This is a genomic window from Pseudomonas sp. FBCC-B1565, from assembly GCF_059133265.1.
Genome location: NZ_CP101438.1, coordinates 5070858 through 5084623, shown reverse-complemented (window position 1 = coordinate 5084623; position 13766 = coordinate 5070858). Strand labels below are relative to the sequence as shown.

General features: G+C 61.6%; 14 protein-coding genes. 11 read left to right on the top strand and 3 right to left on the bottom strand.

From position 1 onward, the window contains the following. Positions 1-87 precede the first annotated feature (87 nt). Positions 88-954: a LysR substrate-binding domain-containing protein gene (locus NL123_RS23555; protein WP_248486728.1), complete on the bottom strand. Its 867-nt coding sequence runs from the start codon at positions 952-954 to the stop codon at positions 88-90. Between the two features lie 97 nt (positions 955-1051). Here NL123_RS23555 and NL123_RS23550 point away from each other — a divergent pair, with 97 nt between their 5' ends. Both NL123_RS23550 and ccoM read left to right on the top strand, forming a co-directional pair. Further along, positions 1052-1246, top strand: coding sequence for a hypothetical protein (locus NL123_RS23550; RefSeq protein WP_134434970.1), 195 nt, complete (start codon positions 1052-1054; stop codon positions 1244-1246). 143 nt (positions 1247-1389) lie between these two features. Then, the gene (gene ccoM, locus NL123_RS23545; RefSeq protein WP_010212341.1) at positions 1390-1506 is read left to right on the top strand and encodes a cytochrome c oxidase subunit CcoM; all 117 of its coding nucleotides are present in this window, start codon (positions 1390-1392) and stop codon (positions 1504-1506) included. Positions 1507-1650: 144 nt separating this feature from the next. Here the strand turns inward: ccoM and NL123_RS23540 are convergent, their stop codons facing one another. Then, a complete protein-coding gene (locus NL123_RS23540) occupies positions 1651-3126 on the bottom strand; it encodes an inorganic phosphate transporter (protein ID WP_092241266.1) in 1476 nt (491 codons plus the stop codon). A gap of 314 nt (positions 3127-3440) precedes the next feature. Then, the gene (locus NL123_RS23535) at positions 3441-3641 is read right to left on the bottom strand and encodes a hypothetical protein (protein WP_003189295.1); all 201 of its coding nucleotides are present in this window, start codon (positions 3639-3641) and stop codon (positions 3441-3443) included. A 559-nt stretch (positions 3642-4200) separates the two neighbouring features. Between NL123_RS23535 and pcaR the strand changes: the two genes are divergently transcribed. The 9 genes from pcaR to NL123_RS23490 all read left to right on the top strand — a co-directional run bounded on the left by pcaR (position 4201) and on the right by NL123_RS23490 (position 13761). Next, a complete protein-coding gene (gene pcaR, locus NL123_RS23530) occupies positions 4201-5043 on the top strand; it encodes a pca regulon transcriptional regulator PcaR (RefSeq protein ID WP_071488865.1) in 843 nt (280 codons plus the stop codon). A gap of 144 nt (positions 5044-5187) precedes the next feature. Beyond that, on the top strand, positions 5188-6528 hold the full coding sequence (gene pcaK, locus NL123_RS23525) for a 4-hydroxybenzoate transporter PcaK (protein WP_071496867.1): 1341 nt from the start codon (positions 5188-5190) through the stop codon (positions 6526-6528). Positions 6529-6785: 257 nt separating this feature from the next. Beyond that, the gene (locus NL123_RS23520; protein WP_494356471.1) at positions 6786-7643 is read left to right on the top strand and encodes a CoA transferase subunit A; all 858 of its coding nucleotides are present in this window, start codon (positions 6786-6788) and stop codon (positions 7641-7643) included. Further along, complete coding sequence (locus tag NL123_RS23515; RefSeq protein ID WP_248486732.1) at positions 7643-8422, top strand: CoA-transferase subunit beta; 780 nt, start codon at positions 7643-7645, stop codon at positions 8420-8422. Before NL123_RS23520 ends, NL123_RS23515 begins: the two co-directional genes overlap by 1 nt. Beyond that, positions 8419-9621 (top strand): 3-oxoadipyl-CoA thiolase, encoded by a 1203-nt coding sequence (pcaF, locus tag NL123_RS23510; protein ID WP_179040773.1) that lies wholly within the window; start codon positions 8419-8421, stop codon positions 9619-9621. The genes NL123_RS23515 and pcaF overlap by 4 nt, the downstream gene beginning before the upstream one ends. A 17-nt stretch (positions 9622-9638) precedes the next feature. Next, on the top strand, positions 9639-10343 hold the full coding sequence (pcaH, locus tag NL123_RS23505) for a protocatechuate 3,4-dioxygenase subunit beta (protein WP_248486734.1): 705 nt from the start codon (positions 9639-9641) through the stop codon (positions 10341-10343). Between the two features lies 1 nt (position 10344). Beyond that, entirely contained in the window at positions 10345-10911 is a 567-nt protein-coding gene (gene pcaG, locus NL123_RS23500) for a protocatechuate 3,4-dioxygenase subunit alpha (RefSeq protein WP_248486736.1), read from the top strand. A gap of 188 nt (positions 10912-11099) precedes the next feature. After that, the gene (locus NL123_RS23495; RefSeq protein ID WP_494356470.1) at positions 11100-12395 is read left to right on the top strand and encodes an MFS family transporter; all 1296 of its coding nucleotides are present in this window, start codon (positions 11100-11102) and stop codon (positions 12393-12395) included. 10 nt (positions 12396-12405) lie between these two features. Further along, positions 12406-13761: a 3-carboxy-cis,cis-muconate cycloisomerase gene (locus NL123_RS23490; protein WP_494356469.1), complete on the top strand. Its 1356-nt coding sequence runs from the start codon at positions 12406-12408 to the stop codon at positions 13759-13761. The last annotated feature ends 5 nt before the right edge of the window (positions 13762-13766 follow it).

Here is a 13766-nt window from a genome sequence, read left to right as displayed (position 1 = left end):
GAATCCTCTTGGGTCGGGAGGCTTCAGCATGTTGGCTGTATTGAAGGGCGACAAACGGATAGATCTCACACGACGTATCGAAAAAACTCACGCGTCAGTGCAGGTTTCCTTCAGCCACTGGCTGAAACATGCGGCGGCTTCGCTAGGGGTGCCTTGAGGTGCGATCAGCCAGTAGCCGATGTCGCTGTGATAGGGCGGCCAATCGAAGGCCTCCACCAGGCTGCCGTCCTGCAGCCTGCGCTCGATCAGGCGATGACGGCCCATGGCGATGCCCTGGCCGGCCACGGCGGCTTCGACCACAATGTTGTAGTCGTGCAGCATCACGCGGGGGTGCTGGCCGAGGTCGACCTGATAGTGCTCGGACCAGTCGGTCCATTCAAAGGGGCGGTGCGAAGTGGCCATCAGCAACGGGCTGTCTTGCGCTGCCTTGAACGTCGGGCTGCACACCGGCGAGAGGACTTCCGGCATCAGTCGCGTGGCCTGCACATCGGGCCAATCGCCCTTGCCATAACGGATGGCCAGGTCGACCTCGGCGCCTGCCACGTCCGCCAGTTGAATGGCCGGCAACAGCTCCACCTGAATATGTGGGTAGCGATTGAGGAAGCCGGCCAGGCGGGGCGCCAGCCACAAGGTCGCAAAGGAGGCCAGCAAGCCGATGCGCAGCACGGTGGCACTGGGCGTGACGCGTTGGGCACGGGTGGCGGCGGCGATGGCGTCGAGGGCTGGGCGGATTTCGTCGTAGTACTGTTGGCCGTCGGTGGTCAGATCGATCGCTCGGGTGCGTCGGATAAACAAGGGTTTGCCCAGGTGCTGCTCAAGCTTTTGCACCTGATGGCTCAGCGCGCTCTGGGTCACTGACAACTCGCTGGCGGCCTTGATAAAACTCAAGTGCCGCGCCACGGCTTCGAAGGCGCGCAGCGCCAGCAGCGGCGGAAGGTCCTTGTGCAGTGCCACCTGGGTGCCTCTCCTGGTTCGGAAAAATAGCGATTTTGTGCGATGACCTGCCTTTTGTCGCCCGCTGATTTGCCGTTGAGCGGGGGAGGCCGCATTATTGGACCATTCCCTCCACGACGTAAGCCAAGCCATGAGTGAAGACGACAAGCTGATCGACCTGAATGCCGAGCGCGCCAAGCGCGTGCATGACCTCAATGACAAACGCCTGAATGAAGTCCGCCAGGCATTTGAACAGGCAATGCCACTCGGCAAAGTGAAGAAAAAACCGAAGAACAAACCCAAAAAGCGTTGAAACAGTCTGCATCCATTGATGCAGGTCAGTTATTGCCCTTCTTTACGCCCCGTCGCGGGCGACATTGATCCCCGTCAATTTTCCAATCCGCCTTCTCCATTAACTTAGCCCTATCGCAACAGGGCAAGTGCAGGAGGCCGGTCATGTTTATCGATAATGTGGTGTTCGCCGGAGTGCTGACCGTAAGCCTCATGGTGATGTTTTTTGTAGGGTTTGGAATTTTTATCTGGAAAGACGCGAACAAGCGGAAAAAACCATAGTTTTTCCAGGTTACATGAGCACGCAAGGCATTTTGGGCGACTTCGGTCGCCCTTTTTTTTTGCGCCTGAATTAACGCAATAGTGATCGGCATAAAAAAAGGTGCGACCCTCGCGGATCGCACCTTTTTTATCGCCGGCGGCTTATCAGCTGCCTAGCGCCTTGGAAGCCAACCAGAACAACCCGGCCGACAGCGCCACGGTTGCTGGCAGGGTCAGTACCCAGGCCATCAGGATGGTCTTCACGGTGCCGCCCTGCAGGCCGCTTTTGTTGGCGACCATGGTGCCGGCCACGCCCGACGACAGCACGTGAGTAGTCGACACCGGCAGCGCGAAGATGTTGGCAAAGCCAATCATGGTCGCGGTGGTGATCTGTGCCGACATGCCCTGGGCATAGGTCATGCCCTGCTTGCCGATCTTCTCACCGATGGTCAGTACTACACGCTTCCAGCCCACCATGGTGCCCAGGCCCAAGGCCAGTGCGACAGCGAGGATGACCCAGAATGGGGCGTATTCGGTGGTGGCGGTCAGGTCTTTGCGCAGTTTGTCGAGGTCGGATTTCTCACGGGCATCCAGGCCTGGCAGCTTGCCGACCTTTTTCGCGGTGTCGTCCAGGCAGAGCAGATAGCGGCGCACTTCAATACGCTGGTCAGCCGTCAACGCGTGATAGTCGGACACGCCTTTGAGCGTGTCGACCAGCGCGTTGATGGTCGGCTCGGTCTGCTGCGGGTTGCACTGGAACTTGCCAGGCAGGTCGTTCTGCACGCTTTTGCCCAGGGCCAGGAACTCGCCGAGCGTGGCGTTGTTACGCTGGTAGAACTGGCTCAAATGCACGGTGGCGTCGCGGGTCCGTTCGATCTGGTAGGTGGTGCTGCCCAGGTCGAGCACGAATTGCGCCGGTACGATACCGATCAGCACCAGCATGATCAGGCCGATACCTTTCTGGCCATCGTTGGAGCCGTGCACGAAACTCACGGCCATGGCGGAAATCACCAGCACCAGGCGGTTCCAGAACGGCGGGTGTTTCTTGTCGTCGAGCTTGCGGCGCTGGTCCGGGGTCTTGTGCATCTTGGACAGCGGACGCCACCACTTCAGGCCGATCAGCACCAGGGCTGCGACGAGGAAACCGGCCATCGGCGAGAACACCAGGGAAGCGCCGATATCCACCGCTTTCTGCCAGTTCACACCGTCAGCCAGGGGAATGTCGTTGATCAGGGCGTTGGCCAGGCCGACACCGAGGATCGAACCGATCAGGGTGTGGGAGCTGGAGGCCGGGATACCGAAGTACCAGGTGCCCAGGTTCCAGGTGATCGCCGCTGCCAATAAGGAAAAGACCATCGCCAGGCCATGGCCGGTGTTCACATTGATCAGCAACTCCACCGGCAGCAAGTGCACGATGGCGTAGGCGACACCCACACCGCCGAGCAACACGCCGAGGAAGTTGAACACCCCGGAGAAGAACACGGCCAGGTGTGGCGGCATGGCTTTGGTATAGATGACTGTGGCCACCGCGTTAGCGGTGTCATGAAAGCCATTGATGAACTCGAAGGCGAGGACAAAGGCCAGGGCGAGCAACAGGCTCACGAGAACCCAAGCATCCAGTCCGCTGAATAAATCGATCATGAAGGTTTTCTGACCCGGTCGTAAGGGGGCGCGATTATGCCAGAAAACCTCAGTAATCGATGCACTAGCTGCTCATCGGTAACAATCTTCCCTGAAAAAAATCCCGGAAAAGGCGTGCATCCCAGGGTTTTCGGGGCTTGGGCAAGTGTTTGATTTATATAGGAGAGGGCGCTGGAAGCGGGGGATTGTCACAAAAACGTCACGGCTGAAACATTTGTATGAAATTTTACCGTTCTTGGTAGGGTGCAAGATTTCTGGCTGCTAGCTAAGTGCCAGCAACCTAGGCCAAAACCTTGAGGCTCAAACCAAATCGCTTAGGGCTCTTCGGTTTTGAGTTCCTGTTCAATCTTTTGGATTTCCTGTGCAAATGCCTGGTCGAGCAGGCTGGCGCGCTTGCGCCATGGTTTGCGTTCAGGTTCAGGCTGGGCGGCGTAGGTGGTGACTTCCCCGCCGTAAACGTCCTTGTAACGTTGCTCCTGGCGCTCAAGTTCCGCGCGCAGTTCATCTTTCGTCACATCGTTACCTAATTGAGTTGAGTGTAAATACGTTGCAGCGTTATGCCGGAATGCGCCCTCGGGGTGTTTCAAGTCGAACCGCCATAGCGTTCAAGTTTGAAACAGACATGGGTGAACACTTGTTAGTGCCGTCATTCAAGGCAGGTAGTTGCTATCGACGATGCACGGCGTGTGCATCACGTGGCCAGCTCCGTTGCCGATAATGAAACCGGGCGGACCAGTACACAGGGTGCATTATAGCGGCGCATTTGAATAACACTATCGGTATAAAGTTAAAAACCGTCAACTTTGTATGAGTGTTCTGTTACACGTGCCTGTTGGTAATTGCACACATTCGGGTGTCATGAATCCATCCGAACTTCAGGCGTTAATAAGACGCCTCTGGTTTTTTTCAATCCGCCATGGGTGAAGGGGGAGGTTGCGAGCAAATTGCGATAATCGAATGATCGTCCGATAATCGCACAAAGTTGGCGGCCTTGCCTTGTGCATCTCGGCTGACGCGGCTTGTAATAGTGGCCAAACCTCCCCCGCGGTTGACAATAAGACAAAGGATCCCGACATGAACGATCAATTGCGCAACTCTTTCGCGTCAGTGGCGCCGCCGATCGTTGCGTCCCCGGCCAAGCGTATCCAGGCGTTTACCGGTGATCCGGACTTCATGACCTCCCTGGCCCGTGGCCTGGCCGTGGTGCAGGCGTTCCAGGAACGCAAGCGCCACCTCACCATCGCCCAGATCAGCCACCGCACCGAAATCCCCCGCGCTGCCGTGCGCCGTTGCCTGCACACCTTGATCAAGCTCGGCTACGCCACTACCGATGGGCGTACCTATTCGCTGTTGCCCAAGGTCCTGACCCTGGGCCATGCATACCTGTCCTCCACACCACTGGCGGTGTCGGCCCAGCCTTATCTGGACCGCATGAGCGAGCAACTCCACGAAGCCTGCAACATGGCGACCCTCGAAGGCGACGACATTCTCTACATCGCCCGTTCGGCCACCACCCAGCGTTTGATTTCGGTGGACCTGTCGGTAGGCGGCCGATTGCCGGCCTATTGCACCTCCATGGGCCGCATCCTGCTCGCGGCGCTGGATGATGCCTCGCTGCAGGATTACCTCGACCACGCCGACCTGCAGACCAAGACCAGCCGCACCCTGACCACGCCCGCCGCGCTTTTCGACTGCTTGCAACAAGTGCGTCAGCAAGGCTGGTGCATCGTCGACCAGGAACTGGAGCAGGGCCTGCGCTCCATCGCGGTGCCGGTGTATGACGCCTCGGGCCAGGTGCTGGCTGCGCTGAACGTCAGCACCCACGCCGGCCGGGTCAGCCGCAGCGAGTTGGAGCAGCGCTTCCTGCCGAGCATGCTCAGCGCCAGTCGCGAGTTGAGTGCGCAGCTATTTGCTTAAGCTGTTCGGTGACCGCACAGATCCCGGTTTGGTCAATTGCGCTGTTTCCCCTGGCTTATTACTGTGCGGCAGCGCTCTAGGGAGCGCGCAATAATAACGACGGCCCAAGGTCGTCAGCCCGCCATCGGTGTGGAAATAAAAACAATGAATCAGCCCTCTGTCGGTACCCCTTTGGACGTGCAGTCCTTCATCAACACCCAGCCACTGTCACGCTATCAGTGGCGCGTGGTGATTTTGTGTTTCCTGATTGTTTTCCTCGATGGCCTCGACACCGCCGCCATGGGTTTTATTGCGCCGGCGCTGTCCCAGGATTGGGGCATCGACCGCGCCAGCCTCGGCCCGGTGATGAGCGCCGCGTTGATCGGCATGGTCTTCGGCGCACTCGGCTCCGGCCCGCTGGCGGATCGCTTTGGTCGCAAAGTGGTGCTGGTGGGCGCGGTGCTGGTGTTTGGCGCGTTCAGCCTGGCGTCGGCCTACAGCAGCAACGTCGATCAACTGCTGGTGCTGCGCTTCCTGACCGGGCTCGGCCTGGGCGCCGGCATGCCGAATGCCACCACGCTGCTGTCCGAATACACCCCTGAGCGCCACAAGTCGTTGCTGGTGACCAGCATGTTCTGCGGCTTCAACCTGGGCATGGCCGGCGGCGGGTTTATCTCGGCCAAGCTGATCCCTGCATTTGGCTGGCACAGCCTGCTGCTGATCGGCGGCATCCTGCCGTTGATCCTGGCGCTGGTGTTGCTGGTGTGGCTACCGGAATCGGCACGCTACCTGGTGGTGCGCAATCGGGGCACCGACAAGGTGCGCAAAACCCTGTCGCCCATTGAGCCGAACATCGTCGCCCAGGCCAGCAGCTTCAGCGTGCCCGAGCAAAAAACCGTGAAGGCGCGCAACGTGTTTGCGGTGATCTTCTCCGGCACCTATAGCGCTGGCACGTTGTTGCTGTGGCTGACCTACTTCATGGGCCTAGTGATCGTGTACCTGCTCACCAGTTGGCTGCCGACCCTGATGCGCGACAGCGGCGCGAGCATGGAGCAGGCCGCGTTTATCGGCGCGTTGTTCCAGTTCGGTGGCGTATTGAGCGCGGTGGGCGTGGGCTGGGCGATGGACCGGTTCAATCCGCACAAGGTCATCGGCACGTTCTACCTGCTGGCCGGGGTGTTTGCCTACGCGGTAGGGCAGAGCCTGGGCAATATCACCTTACTGGCGACCCTGGTGCTGATTGCCGGGATGTGTGTCAACGGTGCGCAATCGGCGATGCCGTCCCTGGCCGCACGTTTCTACCCCACTCAAGGCCGTGCCACGGGCGTGTCGTGGATGCTCGGCATCGGCCGTTTCGGCGCGATCCTCGGCGCGTGGATGGGCGCGACCTTGCTGGGCCTGGGCTGGAACTTCGAGCAAGTGCTCACCGCGTTGGTGATCCCGGCCGCATTGGCCACCACTGCCGTGGTGATCAAGGGCATGGTCAGCCATGCCGACGCCACCTGACGCCTGTGGGAGGGGGGCTTGCCCCCGATGGCAGTGGTTCAGCCAACACATCTCGTGGCTGATACACCGCTATCGGGGGCAAGCCCCCTCCCACATTGATTGAGCGTTGTCTGAATGATTAGTGAGGTAACAATCTGTTCGATAATCGAACGTTGAGTCGATTATCGGATTGTTTGGCCCATTTCCCCGGCTTAATCTTCAAGCACTTCGGCGCCACCTCAGCGCCTTTTTCGATCCACACCGGGAGCCCGAACCCCATGGCTGAAATCCTCGCGCTGCGTGACGCGGTGAAGCAATTTGTGAACGACGGCGACACCGTCGCCCTCGAAGGCTTCACCCATCTGATCCCTACGGCAGCGGGTCATGAAATCATTCGTCAGGGCAAGAAAGACCTGACGCTGGTGCGTATGACGCCTGACCTGATCTACGACCAGTTGATCGGTGCCGGCTGCGCCCGCAAGCTGATTTTCTCCTGGGGCGGCAACCCCGGCGTGGGCTCCCTGCATCGCCTGCGTGACGCGGTCGAGAAGCAATGGCCGCAACCGCTGGAAATTGAAGAGCACAGCCACGCCGACCTGGCCAATGCCTACGTCGCCGGCGCATCGGGCCTGCCGTTCGCGGTGCTGCGTGCCTACGCCGGTTCCGACCTGCCCAAGGTCAACCCGCTGATCAAGACCGTGACCTGCCCATTCACCGGCGAAGTGCTGGCGGCGGTGCCGTCGGTGCGTCCGGACGTCACCGTGATCCACGCGCAAAAAGCCGACCGCAAGGGCAACGTGTTGCTGTGGGGCATCCTCGGTGTGCAGAAGGAGGCGGCACTGGCGGCCAAGCGCTGCATCGTCACCGTCGAAGAAATCGTCGATGACCTGAATGCGCCGATGAACAGCTGCGTCTTGCCGACCTGGGCCCTGACGGCGGTGTGCCATGTGCCCGGTGGTGCGCACCCGTCCTACGCTCATGGTTACAACGAGCGCGATAACCGCTTCTACCAGGCGTGGGACCCGATTGCCCGCGACCGTGGGACCTTTACCGCCTGGATCAACGAATACATCCACCGCACCGCCGACTTCACCGAATTCCAGGCCAAGCTGGCCACCGCGCAGGAGGCCAAGTAATGGCTTACTCGACCAATGAAATGATGACCGTCGCCGCCGCGCGCCGCCTCAAGAACGGCTCCGTGTGCTTTGTTGGTATCGGCTTGCCGTCCAAGGCGGCCAACCTGGCACGCCTGACGTCGTCGCCGGATGTGGTGCTGATCTACGAGTCCGGCCCGATTGGCGCCAAGCCATCGGTACTGCCACTGTCCATCGGTGACGGCGAACTGGCGGAAACCGCTGATACCGTGGTGCCGACCGGCGAGATCTTCCGCTACTGGCTGCAGGGCGGGCGCATCGACGTGGGCTTCCTCGGCGCGGCCCAGGTCGACCGCTTCGGCAACATCAACACCACCGTGGTGGGTGACTACCACCAGCCCAAAGTGCGCCTGCCGGGCGCAGGTGGCGCGCCGGAGATCGCCGGTTCCGCCAAGAGCGTGCTGATCATCCTCAAGCAGTCGGCGCGTTCGTTTGTTGACAAGCTGGACTTCATCACCTCGGTCGGCCACGGCGAAGGCGGCGACTCGCGTAAGCGCCTAGGCCTGCCGGGCGCGGGGCCGGTAGGGATTATTACCGACCTGTGCATCATGGAACCGGAAGCGGATACGAACGAATTCGTGGTCACCGCGCTGCACCCGGGCGTGACCCGTGAGCAAGTGGTGGCCGCCACCGGTTGGGCGATTCGGTTTGCCGAGCAGGTCGACACCACCGCCGAACCCACTGAAGTTGAGCTGACCGCCCTGCGTGACCTTGAAGCACGCACCGCAGCCGCCCATGGCCAAGCACCGGGAGAAGCCTGATGCGCGATGTATATATCTGTGACGCCATTCGTACCCCCATCGGCCGTTTTGGCGGTGGCCTGTCCACCGTGCGGGCGGATGATCTGGCGGCGCTGCCGATCAAGGCATTGATCGAACGCAACCCGTCGGTGGATTGGACGGCAGTCGACGAGGTGTTCCTCGGCTGCGCCAACCAGGCCGGTGAAGACAACCGCAATGTGGCGCGCATGGCGCTGTTGCTGGCGGGCTTGCCGGAAAGCATTCCGGGGGTGACCCTCAACCGCTTGTGCGCCTCGGGCATGGACGCGATTGGCACCGCTTTCCGTGCGATTGCCAGCGGCGAAATGGAGCTGGCGATTGCCGGCGGCGTCGAGTCGATGTCCCGCGCGCCGTTCGTAATGGGCAAGGCCGACGCGGCGTTTTCGCGCAACATGAAGCTGGAAGACACCACCATCGGCTGGCGTTTTATCAACCCGTTGATGAAAGAGCAGTACGGCGTGGACGCGATGCCACAGACCGCCGATAACGTCGCCGACGATTATCACGTGTCCCGTGCCGACCAGGATGCCTTTGCCCTGCGCAGCCAGCAACGCACTGCCGCCGCGCAAGCCGCCGGTTTCTTCGCTGAAGAAATCGTGCCGGTGCGGGTCGCCCATAAAAAAGGCGAAACCGTGGTAGAGCAGGACGAGCATCCCCGCGACACCACCCTGGAAGCCCTGGCCAAACTCAAGCCAGTCAATGGCCCCGACAAGACCGTCACCGCCGGCAATGCGTCGGGTGTGAACGACGGTGCGGCGGCGCTGATCCTGGCCTCCGCCGAAGCCGTCAAGAAACATGGCCTGACCGCCCGCGCTCGCGTATTGGGCATGGCCAGTGCCGGTGTTGCGCCACGCGTCATGGGCATCGGCCCGGTGCCGGCCGTGCGCAAACTGGTCGAGCGTCTTGGCTTGGCGGTCACTGACTTTGACGTCATCGAACTCAATGAAGCCTTCGCCAGCCAAGGCCTGGCGGTGTTGCGCGAGCTGGGCATTGCCGACGACGCACCCCAGGTCAACCCGAACGGTGGCGCCATCGCCCTCGGCCATCCGCTGGGCATGAGCGGCGCACGGCTGGTGCTGACTGCGCTGCATCAGCTGGAAAAAACCGGCGGCCGCAAAGGCCTGGCGACCATGTGTGTCGGTGTTGGCCAAGGCCTGGCCCTGGCGATTGAACGCATCTAATAAGAGAGGACTGCTCCATGAGTGACAAGCCCGGATACCGGCGCCCGCAAGCGGGCACTCAACCGGATTACCTGCACCCGGCCTACCAGTCGACGAACCTGCGTTCGCCGTCGCAGCCTTTGGTGTTCCTGCCCCATTCCTTGTCGGAAATCACCGGCCCGACCATCGGTGCCGAGCGCGTCAACGAGAAGGACAACGACCTCACCGCCCAACATGCAGGCGAGCCCCAGGGCGAACGCATCATCATTCACGGCCGTGTGCTGGATGAAAACGGTCTACCGGTGCCGGGCATCCTCGTGGAAATCTGGCAGGCCAACGCCGCCGGGCGCTACAACCACAAGCGCGACCTGCACGACGCACCGCTGGACCCGAACTTCACCGGCACCGGCCGCACCGTCACCGACGCCGACGGCTGGTACCAGTTCCAGACCATCAAGCCCGGCGCGTACCCGTGGGGCAACCACCACAACGCGTGGCGCCCGGCGCATATCCACTTTTCGCTGTTCGGCCCGAGCGTGCTGACGCGCCTGGTCACGCAGATGTACTTCCCCGGCGACCCACTGCTGGCGTACGACCCGATCTACAACTGCGTACCGGACACTTCGGCCAAGGAACGCTTGATCGCCCGTTTCGACCTGGAAAAGACCATTCCTTCCTATGCCCTCGGCTACCGCTGGGACATCGTCCTGCGCGGCCGCGACGCCACGCCGATGGAGAAATGAGATGACACTCAACGCGACCACGTCCCACACCGTTGGGCCGTATTACCACATCGGCCTGACCTGGCTGAACCGCGAAGACCTCACCGTGGCCGCCACCCTTGGCGAGCGCGTGGCGATCAGCGGGCAGGTGGTGGATGGCAACGGCGATGTCGTCAACGACGCCATGCTCGAAGTCTGGCAGGCCAACGCCGCTGGCAAGTACGACCACCCGGAGGATGAGCAGGACAAGGCCCTGGACCCGAACTTCGAAGGGTTCGGCCGGGTGCCGGTGGATGCCGAAGGGCGGTTCCGCTTTACCACCATCAAGCCGGGCGCCGTGCCGGGCCTGAAGGGCACCACCCAGGCGCCGCACCTGGTGGTACTGGTGTTTGCCCGTGGGTTGGTGAAGCACTTGCTTACGCGGATTTATTTCGAGGGCGAGGCGCTGAATGGGGAGGACCCGTTGCTGGCGTGTGTGCCAGCAGAGCGTCGCAGTACCTTGATTGCGCAACAGGATGCGGCGGGGGTGTATCAGTGGAATGTGATTCTGCAGGGGACCGATAGGGAAACAGTGTTCTTCGATTATTGAGTGGTTTTTCAGGGCCTCATCGGGGGCAAGCCCCCTCCCACATTTGATAGGCGGTGCGGTCAACATGTGGGAGGGGCTTGCCCCCGATGGGGCCGGTTCAAGCACCACCTACCCAAAAGTCTTCTTGCGGAACATGGTTGTTGCAAAGTATGTCTAGGCTATAACCGTTCCCACTGAGTGAAAAAAACATGACAACAACAACGAGTCACTACACCGGAGAAGAACGCAGCAAACGGATTTTTGCGATTGTCGGGGCATCCTCCGGCAACCTCGTCGAATGGTTCGACTTCTACGTCTATGCCTTCTGCGCCATTTACTTTGCCCCGGCGTTTTTCCCGTCGGACGACCCCACGGTGCAACTGCTCAACACCGCTGGCGTGTTCGCCGCCGGCTTCCTGATGCGGCCTATCGGCGGCTGGCTGTTTGGCCGGGTGGCCGACAAGCACGGGCGCAAGAACTCGATGATGATCTCGGTGCTGATGATGTGCGCCGGTTCCCTGGTCATCGCTTTCCTGCCCACCTACAAGGACATCGGCGCCTGGGCCCCGGCGTTGCTGTTGGTGGCGCGCCTGTTCCAGGGCTTGTCGGTGGGTGGTGAATACGGCACCACCGCGACCTACATGAGTGAAGTCGCGCTCAAGGGCCAGCGCGGTTTCTTCGCCTCGTTCCAGTACGTGACCCTGATCGGTGGGCAACTGCTGGCGGTGCTGGTGGTGGTGATCCTGCAACAGATCCTTACCGAAGAAGAACTGCGCGCCTGGGGCTGGCGGATCCCCTTCGTGATCGGCGCGATCGCGGCGGTGATCTCCCTGCTGCTGCGGCGCACCCTCAAGGAAACCACCAGCAAGGAAATGCGCCAGGACAAGGACGCCGGCAGCGTGGCCGCATTGTTCCGCAACCACAAGGCGGCGTTTATCACCGTGCTCGGCTACACCGCTGGCGGCTCGCTGATTTTCTACACCTTTACCACCTACATGCAGAAGTACCTGGTGAACACCGCCGGGATGCACGCCAAGACCGCCAGTTACATCATGACTGGCGCACTGTTCGTGTACATGTGCATGCAGCCGCTGTTCGGCATGCTCTCGGACAAGATCGGCCGTCGTAACTCGATGCTCTGGTTCGGCGCCCTCGGCACCCTGTGCACCGTACCGATCCTGCTGACCCTGAAAACCGTGACCAGCCCGTTCCTGGCGTTCGTGCTGATCTCCCTGGCCCTGGCCATCGTCAGCTTCTACACCTCCATCAGCGGCCTGGTGAAAGCGGAAATGTTCCCGCCTCACGTCCGCGCCCTGGGTGTGGGTCTGGCCTATGCAGTGGCCAATGCGATCTTCGGTGGCTCGGCGGAATACGTGGCCCTGGGCCTCAAGTCCATGGGCATGGAAAACACCTTCTACTGGTACGTCACCGGCATGATGGCGGTGGCCTTCCTGTTCAGCTTGCGCCTGCCGAAACAGGCGGAGTACTTGCACCACGATCTGTAAGGGATGAGCTATGACACTGCGCACGAGCAATCAATTGTTCGACGCTTACTTCACGGCGGACAGCATGGCCGAGGTGTTCTGCGATAGGGGACGCTTGCAGGGCATGCTGGATTTCGAAGCGGGATTGGCCAGGGCGCAGGCCCGGGTCGGGCTGATCCCTGAGGCCGCGGTCGCACCGATTGCCCAGGCGTGCCTGGCCTCGCTGTACGACGTGGATGCCCTCGGCGTGGCGATTGCCACGGCGGGGAATTCGGCGATTCCGTTGGTGAAGGCGCTGGGCAAGTTGATTGCCAGTGAAGATGCCGGGGCTGAGCGCTATGTGCATTTGGGCGCGACCAGCCAGGATGTGATGGACACCGGCCTGGTGTTGCAACTGCGCCGGGCGCTGGCGCTGATCGAAACCGACCTGGCGCGCCTGGGGGATATTCTGGCCGCCCAGGCCCAGCGTTACGCCGCCGTGCCGTTGGCTGGACGCACTTGGTTGCAACACGCGACGCCGGTCACCCTGGGGATGAAAATCGCCGGTTGGCTGGGGGCGGTGACGCGCAGCCGGCAACGGCTGGTGGAGCTGAAGCCGCGCTTGCTGGTGCTGCAATTTGGCGGTGCTTCCGGAACGTTGGCCGCGCTCGGCGAGCAGGCCATGCCGGTGGCCGAAGCCTTGGCAAACGAGTTGCAACTGACCCTGCCCGAACAACCCTGGCACACCCAGCGTGATCGTTTGGTGGAGTTTGCCAGCGCCCTCGGTTTGATCGCCGGTAGTCTCGGCAAACTGGGTCGCGACATCAGCCTGCTGATGCAGACCGAAGCGGCGGAGGTGTTCGAGCCGTCCGCACCGGGCAAGGGTGGTTCGTCCACCATGCCGCACAAGCGCAACCCGGTGGGCGCGGCCGTGCTGATCAGCGCGGCGACCCGCGTGCCGGGCCTGGTATCGACGATGTTCAGCGCCATGCCCCAGGAGCACGAACGCAGCCTGGGCCTGTGGCATGCGGAATGGGAAACCCTGCCGCAGATTTGCTGCTTGGTCTCCGGCGCATTGCAACAGGCGCTGCTGGTGAGCGAAGGGTTGGAAGTCGACCCCGAGCGCATGGGCAAAAACCTCGACCTGACCCAGGGTCTGGTGCTGGCTGAAGCCGTCAGCAGCGTGCTCGCCCAACGCCTCGGCCGGGAGACTGCGCATCACCTGCTGGAACACTGCTGCAAGCGCGCGGTTGCCGAGCAACGGCATTTGCGTGCGGTGCTGGCCGATGAGCCGCAAGTCACCGCCGAGCTGTCGGCGGCCGAACTGGACCGCCTGCTCGACCCGGCCCACTACCTGGGCCAGGCCCGCACCTGGGTCACCCGCGCCGTAGCCGAACACTTTGCTTGAGGAGA